Origin of the sequence: Mesorhizobium sp. M4B.F.Ca.ET.089.01.1.1 (assembly GCF_004022605.1) — a bacterium.
Classification (GTDB): domain Bacteria; phylum Pseudomonadota; class Alphaproteobacteria; order Rhizobiales; family Rhizobiaceae; genus Mesorhizobium; species Mesorhizobium abyssinicae.
In genome coordinates this window covers 1-14370 of the sequence record NZ_RZOS01000113.1, presented here as the reverse complement: position 1 = coordinate 14370, position 14370 = coordinate 1, and the positions used below count along the sequence as shown (strand labels likewise).

Below are 14370 nucleotides of genomic sequence, written 5' to 3'. Positions count from 1 at the left end.
GTGTTTTCGCTGATCCTGCGCTTCTACGATCCCGAGACGGGCCGCATCGTCATCGACGGCGTCGATCTGCGGGAGGCCGATCCCGCCGCGATCAGGCAGCGCATCGCCATCGTGCCGCAGGACGTCACCATCTTCGCCGCCAGCGCGCGCGACAACATCGGCTTCGGCCGGCCGGGCGCCAGCGATGCCGAGATCGAGGCGGCGGCGAAGGCGGCGCTTGCCGACGAGTTCATATTGAAGCTCGACAAGGGTTATGACAGCCAGGTCGGCGAGCGTGGCGTGACGCTTTCCGGCGGCCAGCGTCAGCGCGTGGCGATCGCCCGCGCCATCCTGCGCGACGCGCCGATCCTGTTGCTCGACGAGGCGACCTCGGCGCTCGACGCCGAAAGCGAGACGCTGGTGCAGACGGCGCTGGAACGGCTGATGCAGGGCCGCACCACCATCGTCATCGCGCATCGGCTGGCGACGGTGCTGAAGGCCGACCGCATCCTGGTCATGGAAGGCGGCCGCATCGTCGAGGAAGGCACTCACCAGAGCCTTGTCGCCAAGGGCGGCATCTATGCGCGGCTGGCCAAGCTGCAGTTCGAGACCGGCGCCAACGCTTTTAGAGGCGCGGCCGAGTAGTCACGCTTCGTGCGGGCTCAGACGCCATAACGCTTGCGCAGATGTTCGGTGAAGTAGGCTGCATTAAGCTTCTCGCCGGTGGCGCGTTCGAGCAGCTCAGGCGTCGACCAGCGCGAGCCCTGCGACCAGATACTCTCACGGCGCCAGGCGTTGATGGCGCTGAAATCGCCCTTGGCGAGGTCGTCATCGGCGGACGGATGCTCGCGGGTCAGCGCCGCCCATTGCTGCGCCGCCATCATGGCGCCCAGCGTATAGGACGGAAAATAGCCGAAGGCGGCGCCCGGCCAGTGAACGTCCTGCATCGGTCCGTCGGCCGGATTGTCGAGCGTCGACAGGCCGAGATAGTCGCGCATCCTGGCGTCCCAGGCCTCGGGCAGGTCGGCGACCTCGAGCCGCCCCGAGACCAGTTCTTGCTCCAGTTCGTAGCGCAGGATGACGTGCAGCGGATAGGTCACCTCGTCGGCATCGACCCGGATCAGGCCGCGCTCGACCCGGTGCACATGCGGCAGGATATCGTCGAGCGACCAGGCCTCGCCGAGATGCCGCTCGACCACCGGCAAGGCCCAGCGCCAGAAGGCCGGGTTGCGGCCAATCTGCTTTTCGACGAACAGGCTCTGGCTTTCGTGGACCGCCATGCCGCGCGCCTTGCCGAGCGGCCAGTGCGCCCAGGCCTTGGGCAGGTTCTGCTCGTAGAGCGCATGGCCGGTCTCGTGCAGCACGCCCATCAGCGCCGACAGGAAATCGGAGGTCTTGTAGCGGGTGGTGATGCGCACATCGCTCGGCACGCCGCCGCAGAAGGGATGGTGCGACACCGACAGCGAGCCATGGGTGAGGTCGAAACCGACCGCCGCCATCATGGCGAGGCCAAGCTCGCGCTGGCGGTCGATCGCGTAGCTGCCGGAAAGCGGCTTCAACGGATGCCTGGCCAGCCGCGCCTCCTGCGCCGCCAGTGCTTCCGGCACGAATTCCCGAAGGAAGGTCTTCAACTCGGCGAAGACCGGCGTGATGTCGGTGGCGCGGTTGCCGGGGTCGTACTGCTCCATCAACGCGTCGTAGGGGTCGAGACCGAGCGCATCGGCGCGCAGGGCTGCTTCCTCGCGCACCAGGGCGACGACGCCTTCCAGCGCCGGCAGGAAGCCCGCCCAATCGTTCCTGGCGCGCAGGTCGCGCCAGAGCTGCTCGGAGCGCATGCGCGCCGTGGTCTGGCGCTCGACGAACTCGACCGGCAGGCAGGTGAGGTTGGTGTATTGCCGGCGCAATTCCCTCACCGCCGCCTGCTGCTCCTCGTTCAGCGTTTCCTCCTCGGCCGCCGCGATCCAGTCGCCGATCTCCGGCGCCGTCGACCGGGCGTGAAGCATGCCGGCAAGCGCCGACATCGCCTCGGCGCGCTTCTCGCCGCCGCCGACCGCCATATGCGTCGCCTCGTCGGCGCCAAGGATGGCGAGCGCATGCTCCAGCGCTTCGAGCTTGTGGCCGAGGTCGTCGAGTTTCTGAAAGGACATGGCGGCTCCGGTCTGGTCAGCGATCGAATTGGACGGCGCGAAAAGATACCAACGCGCCAGCCTTGGCAACCCTGCCGCGCAGGGTGCTCAAACCATCTTGCGCGGACAAGCCCGCGCGTGATCAATGCTGGCAGCGAAAGCGGAGGGGGAAAATGATCGGCAACATACTGGTCGCGCTGGTGGCGCTGATCCACTGCTACATCGTCTATCTGGAGATGGTATTGTGTGATACGCCGCAGGGCCACAAGGCGTTCAGGCTGACACCGGATTTCGCCAAGGCTTCCAAGGTGCTGGCCGCCAATCAGGGGCTCTACAACGGCTTCCTCGCCGCCGGCCTGATCTGGGGGCTCTATCTCGGCGCGGCCGGCTTCCAGGTCAGGATGTTCTTCCTGATCTGTGTCGCCATCGCAGGCCTCTACGGCACGGCGACCGTCGGCAGGAAGATCCTGTTCATCCAGACCGTGCCGGCCGCGCTTGCCATCATCGCGCTCTGGCTGGGCTGGTAAAAAGGACGCCCTTGGGACGGAGTTCCCTCGGGCGCCAGGTGTCCCTTCCTCGGGTCGAGCGATCAGCCGTTGGGATAGTGCCCGCCGTCGGCGCCGTCGCCCATCAGGAAGCCGGTCCCACTGTCGATGCGCAGCGCTTGGTCGACATTGTCGAGCCGGCGCAGCAAATCATGATACTGCGCAGCCGGTATCCTGCCGCGATCGGCGGCGGCGGTTTTCGCGGCGGCCTGGCTGATATGGGCGGCGCGCATATGCAGCGTCTGCGCCTCGGCCGGCGTGATCGTGTTGTCCTGCCTGGCGTCGGTGATGCCCTGGTCGACACCCTGCACCTGCGCCATAAGGCCCGCCACGCGCGGACCGGTGAAGTCGGTCGGTGAGGATTCATCGAGTGCGCCCTTGTGATGTCCGGCAGCGTAGGCGCCGGCGAGCGGGGCGGAGGCGAGAATGGCGGCAAGCGTTGCAGTCTTGAGAGAGATTGAAGAGCGCATGGCGGCGCTTCCTTCTGCTGGGGAAGGGAGCGGCCGCGCCGCTCCGCCTTCCGACCTTCCGGGCCGTCCGGTTCCGTCGCGTCGCGATGGGAGGCATCGCCGGCGGTTCTCGGCCCTGCGCGGAAAACTAGGAGCGCCCAGTCGTGAAGTGTAATTAAAAAAAGATAATCTTTTCAGGCCTTGCCGGCCTCGCGGCTGCGCCCTAGCGTTGAGCCGGCGAACAAATTCGCGTGATACGCGATCACCGTTCGGTGAGCTTCAACTCGATGCGGCGGTTCTTGGTGCGCGCTTCGTCGGTGTCGGCGGGGTCGAGCGGCTGGAACTCGCCGAAGCCGGCCGCGACCAGCCGATTGGCCGGCACGCCGTTCTCGATCAGGAACTTCACCACCGAGGTCGAGCGCGCCGTCGACAGCTCCCAATTATCGCGATAACGGCCGGTGCCGGACAACGGCTTGTTGTCGGTGTGGCCGTCGACGCGCAACACCCAGCTGATCTCCGGCGGGATTTCCTTCTGCAGTTCGATGATGGCGTCGGCGAGCTTCTTCATCTCGACCTTGCCGGCATCGTTGATCTCCTCGGAGCCAGTCGGGAACAGCACCTCCGACTGGAAGACGAAGCGATCGCCGACGATGCGGATGTTTTCGCGGTCGGCGAGGATCTCGCGCAACCTGCCGAAGAAGTCGGAACGGTAGCGGTTCAGCTCCTGCACGCGCTGCGCCAGCGCGACATTGAGGCGGCGGCCGAGATCGGCGATCTTGGTGTTGGAATCGCGGTCGCGCGCTTCCGACACGTTGAGCGCGTCCTCGAGCGCGCCGATCTGCTTGCGCAGTGCTGCGATCTGCTGGTTGAGGATCTCGACCTGGCTCAGCGCCTGCTGGCTGATCTGGCGCTGGCTGTCGAGTTCGCCGGAGAGGGCGGCGGCCCGCTGGTTGGCGGCGTCGCCGGCGCCGGCGCCTTGCGCCAGCAATTGTTCGAGCCGGCTCTTTTCCGCCTCAGACGCCGACAGCGACGCCTGCAGATTGGCGAGCGAATCCTCCCTGTCCTGCGTCGTCGAGCGCTCCAGCGCCAGCAGCTGGGTCAGTTCGTTGATCTGCGAGTTGAGGCGGTTGAGCACCGTGTCCTTGCCGGAGATCTCGCGGCCGAGCAGGAATTGCGCCAGCACGAAGACGGTGAGCAGGAACATGATGGCGAGCAACAGCGTCGACAGCGCGTCGACGAAGCCCGGCCAGTAGTCGATGCGGCGATCGGCACGCCGCGCCCGCGCCAGTGCCACGTCAGTGCACTCCCTGCTTCTTCAGGGCGTCGGCGATCTTTTCCAGGGTGTTGCGCATCGCCTTCTGCTCGTCGGATTGCGCCTCGACCCAATCGCGCATGATCTGCTGTTCCGAGCGCATGTTCTTGACCAGGCCGGAAATGCCGTCGGCCAGATTGGCCATGGCGGTGGCGACGCGCGGGTTGGAGCCGCCGCCATTTTCCTGCAGGCTGCGCAGGCGCTCCGACAACAGGCGGATCTCGTCGGAAGGCTCGCTCCTGGCATTATCGGATACGACGATGTCGGAGGAAAGGTCGGTGACCGAGGACAGCCAGTTCTCGAGCTCGGTATAGAAGCGGGTCTGGGCCCGGCCGGCCTGCAGGTCGAGGAAGCCGAGCACCAGCGAGCCGGAGAGGCCGAACAGCGAGGACGAGAACGCGGTGCCCATGCCGGCGAGCGGCGCGGACAGGCCCTGCTTCAGTGAATCCAGGACGGCGGCGGCGTCGCCGGTGCCGGGATCGAGCGCTTCGATGGTTTCGCGGATCGAGCCGATGGTGCCGAGCAGGCCCCAGAAGGTGCCGAGCAGGCCGAGGAACACCAGCAGTCCGACCAGGTAGCGCGAGGTGTCGCGGCTCTCGTCGAGGCGGGTGGCGATCGAGTCGAGCATGGTGCGCATCGAGGTCGTCGAGAAGGCGACCGTCGACGAGCGGCCGATCATCGCCTTCATCGGCGCCAGCAGCACAGGTTCGGTGGTCTCCGAGCCGGCGCGGAAGGAGTTGACCCAGCGCACCTCGCGAAACAGGCGCCCGACCTGGGCGAAGGCGAGCAGGATGCCGACCACCAGCACGCCGATGATCAGTCCGTTGAGGCCCGGATTGGTGGAGAAGGCGGTCGAGACCTGGCGGGTCAGGATGGCGGCGATGAAAGCGACGATGATCAGGAAGATCATCATGGTCAGCAGGAAAACCTGCGGGCTCGACAGTTTATGAGGGTCGTAGATCAGAACGTCGGAGCGTCTGCCGATGCCGAAGGATCTGAGAAAAGCCATTCGTGCCCCGTTTCCGATGCGGCTGCCGCCGATCAACCAGTTCGCGACTCTAAACGGAATTGTGACCAAATTGAATGGCGCTTGGCAAGAATGCCGAGCCGGGCTTTGGAGCCTGTTCCCTCCCGATGGAAACGGGATGGGGCTCCATCTTCCTGTTGCGGCATGATCTTTTCCGAAAACCGGTTCGGGATCATGTCCTAGAAGCGGTTTATCACCAGACAGTCGACCATGGCTGCCAGGTGCAGGCCGGCGCCGGTGACGACGAAGCCGTGCCAGACGGCGTTGTGGAAGCGCAGGCCCTTCCAGGCGAAGAAGATGACGCCCAGCGAATAGACGATGCCGCCGGCGACGATCAGCGCGATCGATGTCGCCGGCAGGATCTGGACCAACGGGCCGACAAGCACGATGCCGCTCCAGCCTATGGCCAGGTAGAAGACGATCGCCAGCCGGTCGAAGCGGCCGGGAAACAGCACCTTGATGGCGATGCCGACCACCGCCGCCGTCCACACCAGCACGATCATCGAAACGGCCAGCGGCGAGCCGTCGAGCTGGGCGAGAAAGGGCGTGTAGGTGGCGGCGATAAGGAGGTAGATCGCGGCATGGTCGAAGCGGCGCAGGATCCACTTCGCCGGCGACGACACCGGCCACAGATTATAGGCCAGCGACACCGAGAGCACGGTGAGCAGCGCGACGACATAGAAGGCGGCGGCAATGTATTCGCCGGGTCCGGCATGGAAGGCCGCGAGCGCCAGGAAGGCCGAGCCCGCGGCGATCGCCAGCACGATGCCCACCGCGTGAACGATGCCGTCGGCGATCATTTCGGCACGCGAATAGTGCCAGCGTCCGACGAACGGGATCTCGATCTGTGGCCCTGAATTGCTCATGAGCGGTCCTGCATCGCCCTCATCTGGGCGCTTGCCGGACAGTATTTCAAGCTTTGGTTGCGGTTTTGCGACTGCGGCGCTTCAGCGCGGCGCGCCCGTCAACCGGATTTGCCGGATGACAGCGGCTTCTTGACGGTCTTCAGCAGCGCGCGCTGGATGATCTCGTTGCCGGCGACGACAGAACCACGTTCCAGCATCTCCTGGCCGCCCTCGAAATCGGAGGCGAAGCCACCAGCCTCGCGGATCAGCAGCAGGCCGGCGGCGATGTCCCAGGCCGACAGGCCGACTTCCCAGAACCCGTCCATGCGGCCTGCGGCGACATAGGCGAGGTCGAGCGAGGCGGAGCCAAGGCGGCGCACGCCCGACACCTCGGCCATCACGTTGCGCAGCTCGATGAGGAAATTGCCGTGCTGGCCGCGGCCGAGATGCGGCACGCCGCAGCCGATCAAAGAATCGATGAGCTTGGTGCGGCCGGCAACCCGCAGCCGACGGTCGTTCATGAAGGCGCCGCCGCCGCGCTCGGCGGTGTAGAGCTCGTCCATCGCCGGATTGTAGACGACGCCGGCGACGACCTGGCCCTGGCGCTCCAGCGCGATCGAGATGGCGAACATCGGGATGCCGTGCAGGAAGTTGGTGGTGCCGTCGAGCGGATCGACGATCCAGCGGTGCTGGCCGTCCTCGCCTTCGACGGCGCCGCGCTCTTCCATCAGGAAGGAATAGCCGGGCCTGGCCTTCGACAGTTCGGTGAACAGGATGTCCTCGGCCTTGCGGTCGGCCTGGCTGACATAGTCGCCCGGCCCCTTCATCGACACCTGCAGGTTCTGCACTTCGCCGAAGTCGCGCGACAGCGAGCGGCCGGCTTTCATCGCGGCCTGGACCATGACATTGAGGATCGCGGAACGCGCCATTTTTTCGTTTCCTGCTGCTTGGCGCTTTAGTCTGCGCGGCGCACGTAAGTGATCTCGTTGGTGTCGACGATGATGCGCTCGCCGGCACCGATGAACGGCGGCACCAGCACGCGGATGCCGTTTTCCAGCACCGCCGGCTTGTAGGACGAGGCGGCCGTCTGGCCCTTCACCACCGGGTCAGCCTCGGTGATGGTCAGCGTCACCTGGTCGGGCAGCGAGATGCCAATCGGACGCTCCTCATAGAGCTGGACCGTGACCATCATGCCGTCCTGCAGGAAAGCGGCGCGGTCGCCGACGAAATCCTTGTTCAGCTCGAGCTGCTCATAGCTTTGGGTGTCCATGAACACCAGCGCGTCGTCCTGTTCGTAGAGGAAGGAAAAATCCTTGAGGTCGAGCCGGATCTGCTCGACGGTCTCGGCCGAGCGGAAGCGCTCGTTGAGCTTGGTGCCGTTGATCAGGTTCTTCAGCTCGACCTGGTTGTAGGCGCCGCCCTTGCCGGGCTTGACGGTGTTGGTCTTGACCGCGACCCACAGCCCGCCATCGTGCTCGATGACATAGCCGGGACGGATTTCGTTGCCATTGATCTTGGCCATGATGATGTGATCCGGAATGAGATTTTCGCCACGAACGGCGATTTGGCGCTTCCAAGACCACAAATCGCCAGGAGAGGCAAGGGAGCGGGGCGACGCAGCCCGATCGGCGGCTGCCGCGTGCCCGCTGCCCGCCGGCGCGTCAGGGCAAGCGGTTCGCCTTCTGCAGCGCCTGCTTGGTCTGGTCGTCGTCGAGCCCTTGCAGAAAATCGTCCATCTGAGGGTCGATCAGCCCGGCGCGGCGGGCGACGATATACCAGGCGCCGGCAAGGATCAGGTCCGGATCGGTGCCGATGCCTTCCATGTAAAGCTTGGCGAGACGGTTCTGGGCGGCGACATTGCCGCCCTCGGCTGCCTGTTTCATCCAGCCGAAGCCCGACTTCAGGTCGCGGCTGCCGCCGCGCCCCTCGATCATCCAGGTGGCGAGGTCGATCTGCGCGGTGTCGTAATTCTGCCTGGCGGCCTGCGCCAAAAGGGTGCGCGCCTGGGAGTCGTCGTGCGGCTTGCCGCCGACGCCGTTGGCGTAGATCTGCGCCATCGCATATTGCGCGTCGGCCAGTCCCGTCGCGGCGGCACGCTCGTAATAGGTGGCAGCCTTGGCGATGCCGGCGTCGCCGGGATCCTGCTGGACGAGCAGTTGCGCGAAATTGAACTGCGCCAGGCGATTGCCGGCCTCGGCGGCGGCCTGCATCAGCGCATACGCGGCCTTCTCGTCCTTCTTGACGTAGCGGCCGTCGAGCAGCATCAGGGCGTACTGGAATTGCGATTCCGGCACGCCCTGCTCGGCGGCGAGCGCGTACCATTTGGCGGCCTCCGCGGCGTTGAGCGGCACGCCGAGCCCGCGCGACAGGATCTCCGCCACCAGGGTCTGCGCGGCAGGATCGCCATTCTGGGCACGCGCCAGCGCGAGATTGTAGGCAGTCTTGTAGAGCCCGCGCTGGAAGGCGCCATAGGCGGGATCGGCCGGCTTCGCGCCGAACCGATCGGGGTTGATGCTGTCGGCCGAAGGCAACGGCGCCGTGGTGGCGGGCTGCGGCAGGGGCGTGGCGATAGGCTTGTCGACATGCACGCCGGAGGCTGGTGCGCCGGCGGCTGGCGCTTCTGCGGCAGGCGCGCTGGCGTCCGGCACGCCGGCATCCGGCCGGGGCTGCGGCAGCGGAACGGTCTGCGCGGCGGTTGCCGCCTCGGTCATGAAGGCCGCGGCGAGAACCGCGAGGGGAAGCACGGACCGGCGCACCTCAGTCCTCGAAGCGCGGCGCGGTTTCGTCGAGCAGCGCATTGGCGGCCGCGACCGCCGCCCTGGGATCGGACCCGTCGGCGAAGACGGCGCTGGACAGGGCCACGAATTCGGCGCCGGTGGCGGCCACCGCCTCGACCGACGCAAGGTCGGAGCCGGCCATGACGATGCACGGGATCTCGATCATCTCGGCCCACCATTGACCGAGCGACAGGTTGCGCGGATGCGGCTCCGGCTTGTTGTCGTAGCCGAAGCGGCCGAAGAACATATAGTCCGGCCGCGCCTCGCCGAGCTCCAGCGCGTCGTCGCGGGTCTTGGCGCCGCCGGCGCCGACCATCATCTTTCCCTGGAAATGTCCGATGGTCTCGGCGAGCTCCTGGCTGGAGACCTCGACATGGATGCCGTCGGCCTGAACGCGGCCGGCGATGCGAGTGTCGCCGGCAATGACGACCGCCACGCCCGCCGCTTGCGCCGCGGGCACGATCTTCTCGGCGAAGGCCTGGAAGGAAGCCTCGTCCATGCCGTTTTCCGGCAGGATGAGCGAGGCGACGTCGCCGCCGTCGAAGGCCGCGGCAATGCGCTCGGCCGGCGCGTCTTTCGGCGCGATCAGCACGATACGGCAGCGATTGGGCGGCGTGGCGTCGTTCATTGGTCTTCGATCCCGGTTTTTCGCCTATGCCGGGCGAAGATGGTTGCATTGCGGCATAGAGCAAAGCGCCCGGTTTGAACAGGCGGGCAAGCGGGATCGTTATCTTGAAGGCGAATGCGGGCCTGGGGGCCGGTCGCGTTCCGTCACTCGGTCGGTTGCGGGCCCGGCGTTGTCCGCTTCCAAAGCCTCCAGCCGAGGGTCATGCCGGCGGCGGCGATCAGGATGGCGGCGGCGCCGACAATCTGGGCGGGATGCAGCCGATGGCCGAAGGCGCCGACGTCGACGAGGATCGCGACCACCGGATAGACGAAGGAGAGCGCCCCTTGCAGATGCGTCGGCAGCTTCTGGATGGCGCCGTACATCAAAATGTACATCAGGCCGGTGTGAACGACGCCAAGCGTGGCCAGCATGGCCCAGCTCCAGGCGTCCGACGGCAGGTGGGAAAGGTTGGCGAAGGGCGCCAGCATGACGACACCGACGCAGACCTGGATGAGCGCGATCAGATGCGGCGGCGTGCCCTTGAGCGCCTTGGTGACGATGGCCGCCACGGCCCAGAAGAAGGCCGCGCCCAGCGCCATCGCGATGCCGGTCGCATAGTCGGTGCCGACGTCGCCGGCATCGGGGCCGGTCCGAACGATCAGCAGCATGCCGGCGAAGGCGATGGCGAGCCAAGCCAGCTTGGTCAGGGTCAGCCGCTCGCCAAGGAAGAGCGCGCCGAAGCCGACCAGCATGAAGGGCTGGGTGTTGTAGACGGCGGTGGCGATCGAGATCGAGGCGCGCGGAAAGGCGCTGAACAGGAGCAACCAGTTGATGACGATGGCGGCGCCGCCGAGCGCGGCAAGCGCGACGACGCGGGGCGTGAGCGTGCCGCGCAGCAGGCCGAGCGCCGCGCAGATGGCCAGCAGCGTCGCCGCGCCGAAGGCGCAGCGCCAGAACACCACGTCGATGGCAGGCTGGCCCGAAAGGACGACGAACCAGCCGATCGTGCCGAGGATCGCCATTGCCGCGGTCATTTCGACCGTGCCGCGCAGTGTATTGCTCATGAAAGGCCTCAAAGAATTTCGAGGCGTCATGATCACAAGCGACCGGGGTCATTTCCATGCTATGAGAAAGATGATATGGCCTATTCACCTAATTAAGTAAGGCAGAAATGGTTTTCATCGTGGAATGTGAAAATGCTCGACGATCTTGACCGGCGCCTTCTCGACATCCTCGTCCGGGATTCCAGGACGTCGCTGAAGGACTTGGCGCAGCAGGTCGGCATGTCGTCGCCGAGCGTTTCGGAGCGGTTGCGGCGGCTCGAGGAGCGCGGCGTCATCCGCGCCTTCACCATCGAGGTCGATCCGGTAGCGCTCGGCTATCCGCTGCAGGCGATCGTGCGCATCCGGCCTCTGCCGGGCAAGCTGCACATCGTGCAGAAGCTGATCGAGGAAACCCCCGAATTCGGCGAATGCGACAAGGTGACGGGCGACGACTGCTTCGTCGCGCGGCTGTTCGTGCGCTCGATCGGCGAGCTCGACCGGCTTCTCGACCGGATCGCCGACAAGGCGGAAACCAGCACCGCGATCGTCAAGGCGCAGCCGATCCGCCGGCGCCCGCCGCCGCTCGGCGTCTGAGCCAAAGCAATCCCAGGAAAAGTGGAAAAGCAGTTTTCCGTTCGGAATTGCGCAAAAGCAATTCGGCGTTTCCGACTCTTGAGGTCACCCGTCCGGCAGGCCGAAGACGGCGCACGATCTGGCGATTCCGCGCAATCGATGTTCGCCGAGCGAGACCACGGGCGTTGATGTTTCCGCCGCGACGGCGCCCGAGATCAGCACGCTCCGTCCAAGCGGCCGGCACAGGCCTTCGAGCCTGCTGACGAGATTAACGGCCGGGCCGATCGCGGTGAAATCCAGCCGGTCGGCCGTGCCGACATTGCCCCACACCATGTCGCCCAGATGCAGCGCCATGCCGAACTGCAGTTCGGGCATGCCCTGTCTGGCACGGACCTGATTGAGCTGCGCCATTCCCGCCCGCGCCGCTTCGACCGCGCGCAACGCCGCCTCGCAAGCCTCCGAAGCCGAGCGCTCGCCGACAGGAAAGATCGCCAGCACCCCATCGCCGATGAATTTCAGCACCTCGCCGCCAAAAGCGTGAACGGCGCCAGCGATGCGGTCGAAGCTGGCGTTGAGCGCCGCCACGACCTGTCCGGCGTCCGTCTCCTCCGACAGGGCGGTAAAGTCGCGCAAATCGCTGTAGAGCAGGACGGCGCGGATCGTCTCACCAACCTCGCGCCGAGAACGGCCGGCCAACACCTGCGCCGCGCTTCGCTGCCCGAGATAGGCCTGAAGCAGGGCCGACAGCGCCGACCTGGCGGCGAGAGCGGCAAGTGGCGCAGCGGCGAAGCGCGCCACCTCGTCCAGTGTGTTCGATTCGTGCTCCGCGAGAGGGCGGACCGCGACCCAATTCAGTTTTGGAGTCTCGGATTGCGCATCCTGACGCCCGGGCCCAACCGGGTAATCGTGCACGACACCGGTTCCCAGTCCCGCCAGCCATTCGCGTCCGAGATCGCCCTCCCCGGCTCCAGGCATCGTGCCGGCGCCAAAACCCAGTGCCTCCATGACGACGCCTGTCTCGGCCCGCCACAGCCAGGCGCGGCGCGTTATGATCGGATGCGGCGCGGCGAGAGTCAGGGCGCCGCCGGCGAGCGGCAACCCATCGTCAACCAGCCGCGCGCCGAGCGTGGCCAGGAAATCATCCGGTTGGACGGCGCCGCCGGCGTGGTCGACCAGCCAGGCGAGAGTTGCTGAAAGCCGCATCGACACGATCATGCTTCGGCGTTCCGTCGCTGTCACCAGCGCGAAATGCCGAAGGCGTTTTTTCTTGAAAGGAAGAGCGATCTGGCTTCGAATCGAATGCGCTGGTCCGGCGCCGTCTGTCGGGCGAGCCATGTTGGCGCGCGCACACCCAGGAGATTTCGATGGCTGAACCCTTGATCGTTCGTCGTGAGGTGCAGATCGCGGCGCCGCCGGCGACGGTCTTCGCCTTCCTGGCAGATCCCGACAAGATCGTGCGCTGGATGGGAACGGAGGCAATGGCAGAGCCCCACCCCGGCGGTCTTTACTTGCTGAATTTGGCAGGAAGGGCCACGGCACGCGGCCAATTCACCGAGGTCGTACCCGTCCACCGCCTTGCCTACAGCTTCGGCTGGGAGGGCAACGACCAGACGCCGCCCGGTTCGAGCCTTGTCGAAATCGATCTGGTCGAAGAGTCCGGCGGAACGCGGGTCAAGCTCACCCATAGCGGCCTTGCCGACCGAGAGATTTGCGACAGCCATGAGAAGGGCTGGACGCACTATCTGAGCCGGCTCGCAATCGCCGCCGCCGGTGGCGACCCGGGACCGGACAAGATGTAGGGCTGCGGCCGCGATTGCCGACAGCCAACGACACCTGCCGCTAGAGATCCAGCTTGTAGCCGATGTGGCTGGCCTTGAAGCCGAGCCGCTCATAGAAGCGATGCGCGTCCGCCCGGCTCTTGTTGGTCGTCAGCTGGACGACCCTGCAGCCGCGCCTGCGGCATTCCTCGACCGCCCATTCCAGCAGCCGCTGCCCAAGCCGCTCGCCGCGCCGGTCGGCGGCGACGCGGACAGCCTCGATCTGGCCGCGCCAGGCGCCTTGCAGCGACAGTCCGGCAAGGTAGGTGATCTGCAGCGTGGCGACGACGCGGCCGCCGTCCGTCATGACAGCGAGGAACTGGTTGGGATCGGCATCGATGGCGGCGAAAGCGTCGCGATAGGGCTTGGCCAGCGGTTGGCTGGCATCCTCACGGCCGCGGCCCAGCGGATCGTCGGCGAGCATGGCGACGATCGCCGGCAGATCGGCTTCCTGCGCGCGGCGGATGCGGATTTCGCTCATGGCAAACCTCGTGCATGGGCCGTGACCTTATGCATGGGCGGCGCGCCGCCGCAAATCCGGAACAGCCGTGTTACGGACAGTTGATCGCGCAAGCTGCCGCCAGGGCACATTGTCTATCGCGGCGCCAGGCATTCTGGTCTATTGCAGGGCTCCCACCCTCCAGCCGTTCTCATCCCATGACAGGCCTGCTCAGCGATCCGTGGTTCTATGCCGCCGCCATTCCGGCGGTCATTCTCGTCGGCCTGTCGAAAGGCGGCTTCGGCGGCGCCGTCGGCTTCGTCGGCGTGCCGCTGATGGCGCTGGCCATGCCGCCGGTGCAGGCGGCCGCCATCCTGCTGCCGATCTTGTGCCTGATGGACATCGTCTCGGTGTGGACGTGGTGGGGCGTCTATGACCGCAAGATGCTGGTCGACATGATGCCGGGCGCGGTGATGGGCATCGGTCTCGGCTGGCTGACGGCGGCGCTGGTCACCGAGGAGATGGTGCGGCTGATCGTCGGCGCGGTCGCGCTGATCTTCGTGCTGCGCTGGCTCTATTTGCAGTTCCGCCACGGCGCCGACCATGCGGCGGCGCCCAACCGGGTGGCCGCCGCCTTCTGGGGCCCCGTCGCCGGCTTCACCAGCTTCGTCGCCCATGTCGGCGGCCCGCCGTTCCAGGTCTATGCACTGCCGATCCGGCTCGATCCGAAGGTGCTGTCGGGCACATCGGCGATCTTCTTCGCCGCCACCAACGCGCTGAAGCTAGTCCCCTATTTCGCGCTCGGCCAGTTCGACACCACCAACCTGACGG

Annotated in this window: 17 protein-coding genes; 5 read left to right on the top strand and 12 right to left on the bottom strand. The window is 66.3% G+C overall.

Annotation, left to right across the window (positions count from 1 at the left end; genetic code table 11):
* The coding region (locus EN780_RS13550; RefSeq protein ID WP_128274247.1) for an ATP-binding cassette domain-containing protein at nucleotides 1-624 on the top strand (624 nt) is incomplete at its 5' end.
* A gap of 17 nt (nucleotides 625-641) precedes the next feature.
* Here the strand turns inward: EN780_RS13550 and EN780_RS13545 are convergent.
* Nucleotides 642-2126 (bottom strand): carboxypeptidase M32, encoded by a 1485-nt coding sequence (locus EN780_RS13545; protein WP_128274245.1) that lies wholly within the window; start codon nucleotides 2124-2126, stop codon nucleotides 642-644.
* A gap of 152 nt (nucleotides 2127-2278) precedes the next feature.
* Between EN780_RS13545 and EN780_RS13540 the strand changes: the two genes are divergently transcribed.
* On the top strand, nucleotides 2279-2632 hold the full coding sequence (locus tag EN780_RS13540; RefSeq protein ID WP_128274243.1) for a DUF1304 domain-containing protein: 354 nt from the start codon (nucleotides 2279-2281) through the stop codon (nucleotides 2630-2632).
* A gap of 62 nt (nucleotides 2633-2694) precedes the next feature.
* Here EN780_RS13540 and EN780_RS13535 read toward each other — a convergent pair whose 3' ends face one another.
* The 9 genes from EN780_RS13535 to EN780_RS13495 all read right to left on the bottom strand — a co-directional run bounded on the left by EN780_RS13535 (nucleotide 2695) and on the right by EN780_RS13495 (nucleotide 10731).
* Nucleotides 2695-3120, bottom strand: coding sequence for a hypothetical protein (locus EN780_RS13535; RefSeq protein ID WP_128274241.1), 426 nt, complete (start codon nucleotides 3118-3120; stop codon nucleotides 2695-2697).
* Nucleotides 3121-3361: 241 nt separating this feature from the next.
* Nucleotides 3362-4393, bottom strand: coding sequence for a peptidoglycan -binding protein (locus tag EN780_RS13530; RefSeq protein WP_127286862.1), 1032 nt, complete (start codon nucleotides 4391-4393; stop codon nucleotides 3362-3364).
* 1 nt (nucleotide 4394) lies between these two features.
* Nucleotides 4395-5420, bottom strand: a complete 1026-nt coding sequence (locus tag EN780_RS13525; RefSeq protein WP_127286861.1) for a MotA/TolQ/ExbB proton channel family protein — start codon at nucleotides 5418-5420, stop codon at nucleotides 4395-4397.
* 197 nt (nucleotides 5421-5617) lie between these two features.
* Nucleotides 5618-6304, bottom strand: a complete 687-nt coding sequence (locus EN780_RS13520; protein ID WP_128274239.1) for a hemolysin III family protein — start codon at nucleotides 6302-6304, stop codon at nucleotides 5618-5620.
* Between the two features lie 98 nt (nucleotides 6305-6402).
* Entirely contained in the window at nucleotides 6403-7212 is an 810-nt protein-coding gene (locus EN780_RS13515) for an inositol monophosphatase family protein (protein ID WP_128274237.1), read from the bottom strand.
* A 26-nt stretch (nucleotides 7213-7238) separates the two neighbouring features.
* On the bottom strand, nucleotides 7239-7805 hold the full coding sequence (efp, locus tag EN780_RS13510) for an elongation factor P (protein WP_127286858.1): 567 nt from the start codon (nucleotides 7803-7805) through the stop codon (nucleotides 7239-7241).
* Between the two features lie 139 nt (nucleotides 7806-7944).
* Nucleotides 7945-8994 (bottom strand): tetratricopeptide repeat protein, encoded by a 1050-nt coding sequence (locus EN780_RS13505; protein WP_189556539.1) that lies wholly within the window; start codon nucleotides 8992-8994, stop codon nucleotides 7945-7947.
* 46 nt (nucleotides 8995-9040) lie between these two features.
* Nucleotides 9041-9688, bottom strand: a complete 648-nt coding sequence (locus EN780_RS13500) for a thiamine phosphate synthase (protein WP_128274233.1) — start codon at nucleotides 9686-9688, stop codon at nucleotides 9041-9043.
* A 143-nt stretch (nucleotides 9689-9831) separates the two neighbouring features.
* Nucleotides 9832-10731 carry a DMT family transporter gene (locus EN780_RS13495; RefSeq protein WP_128274231.1) on the bottom strand — a complete coding sequence of 300 codons (900 nt, stop codon included), beginning with the start codon at nucleotides 10729-10731 and terminating at the stop codon, nucleotides 9832-9834.
* A 132-nt stretch (nucleotides 10732-10863) separates the two neighbouring features.
* Here EN780_RS13495 and EN780_RS13490 point away from each other — a divergent pair, with 132 nt between their 5' ends.
* Complete coding sequence (locus EN780_RS13490) at nucleotides 10864-11304, top strand: Lrp/AsnC family transcriptional regulator (RefSeq protein WP_128274229.1); 441 nt, start codon at nucleotides 10864-10866, stop codon at nucleotides 11302-11304.
* A gap of 84 nt (nucleotides 11305-11388) precedes the next feature.
* Here EN780_RS13490 and EN780_RS13485 read toward each other — a convergent pair whose 3' ends face one another.
* Entirely contained in the window at nucleotides 11389-12486 is a 1098-nt protein-coding gene (locus tag EN780_RS13485; RefSeq protein ID WP_128274249.1) for an adenylate/guanylate cyclase domain-containing protein, read from the bottom strand.
* A 161-nt stretch (nucleotides 12487-12647) separates the two neighbouring features.
* Here EN780_RS13485 and EN780_RS13480 point away from each other — a divergent pair, with 161 nt between their 5' ends.
* On the top strand, nucleotides 12648-13082 hold the full coding sequence (locus EN780_RS13480) for an SRPBCC domain-containing protein (protein ID WP_127283751.1): 435 nt from the start codon (nucleotides 12648-12650) through the stop codon (nucleotides 13080-13082).
* A gap of 40 nt (nucleotides 13083-13122) precedes the next feature.
* Here the strand turns inward: EN780_RS13480 and EN780_RS13475 are convergent, their stop codons facing one another.
* Nucleotides 13123-13581 carry a GNAT family N-acetyltransferase gene (locus tag EN780_RS13475; RefSeq protein ID WP_128274227.1) on the bottom strand — a complete coding sequence of 153 codons (459 nt, stop codon included), beginning with the start codon at nucleotides 13579-13581 and terminating at the stop codon, nucleotides 13123-13125.
* Nucleotides 13582-13757: 176 nt separating this feature from the next.
* Here EN780_RS13475 and EN780_RS13470 point away from each other — a divergent pair.
* Nucleotides 13758-14370: sulfite exporter TauE/SafE family protein (locus EN780_RS13470; RefSeq protein WP_133372614.1), on the top strand; the 613-nt coding region annotated here is incomplete at its 3' end.

Coding starts and splice junctions, on each gene's coding strand:
- EN780_RS13485 (WP_128274249.1), bottom strand. CDS start 12,486: ATGCGGCTTTCAGCAACTCTCGCCTGGCTGGTCGACCACGCCGGCGGC.
- EN780_RS13540 (WP_128274243.1), top strand. CDS start 2,279: ATGATCGGCAACATACTGGTCGCGCTGGTGGCGCTGATCCACTGCTAC.
- efp (WP_127286858.1), bottom strand. CDS start 7,805: ATGGCCAAGATCAATGGCAACGAAATCCGTCCCGGCTATGTCATCGAG.
- EN780_RS13490 (WP_128274229.1), top strand. CDS start 10,864: ATGCTCGACGATCTTGACCGGCGCCTTCTCGACATCCTCGTCCGGGAT.
- EN780_RS13520 (WP_128274239.1), bottom strand. CDS start 6,304: ATGAGCAATTCAGGGCCACAGATCGAGATCCCGTTCGTCGGACGCTGG.
- EN780_RS13475 (WP_128274227.1), bottom strand. CDS start 13,581: ATGAGCGAAATCCGCATCCGCCGCGCGCAGGAAGCCGATCTGCCGGCG.
- EN780_RS13505 (WP_189556539.1), bottom strand. CDS start 8,994: ATGACCGAGGCGGCAACCGCCGCGCAGACCGTTCCGCTGCCGCAGCCC.
- EN780_RS13495 (WP_128274231.1), bottom strand. CDS start 10,731: ATGAGCAATACACTGCGCGGCACGGTCGAAATGACCGCGGCAATGGCG.
- EN780_RS13525 (WP_127286861.1), bottom strand. CDS start 5,420: ATGGCTTTTCTCAGATCCTTCGGCATCGGCAGACGCTCCGACGTTCTG.
- EN780_RS13515 (WP_128274237.1), bottom strand. CDS start 7,212: ATGGCGCGTTCCGCGATCCTCAATGTCATGGTCCAGGCCGCGATGAAA.
- EN780_RS13535 (WP_128274241.1), bottom strand. CDS start 3,120: ATGCGCTCTTCAATCTCTCTCAAGACTGCAACGCTTGCCGCCATTCTC.
- EN780_RS13500 (WP_128274233.1), bottom strand. CDS start 9,688: ATGAACGACGCCACGCCGCCCAATCGCTGCCGTATCGTGCTGATCGCG.
- EN780_RS13480 (WP_127283751.1), top strand. CDS start 12,648: ATGGCTGAACCCTTGATCGTTCGTCGTGAGGTGCAGATCGCGGCGCCG.
- EN780_RS13545 (WP_128274245.1), bottom strand. CDS start 2,126: ATGTCCTTTCAGAAACTCGACGACCTCGGCCACAAGCTCGAAGCGCTG.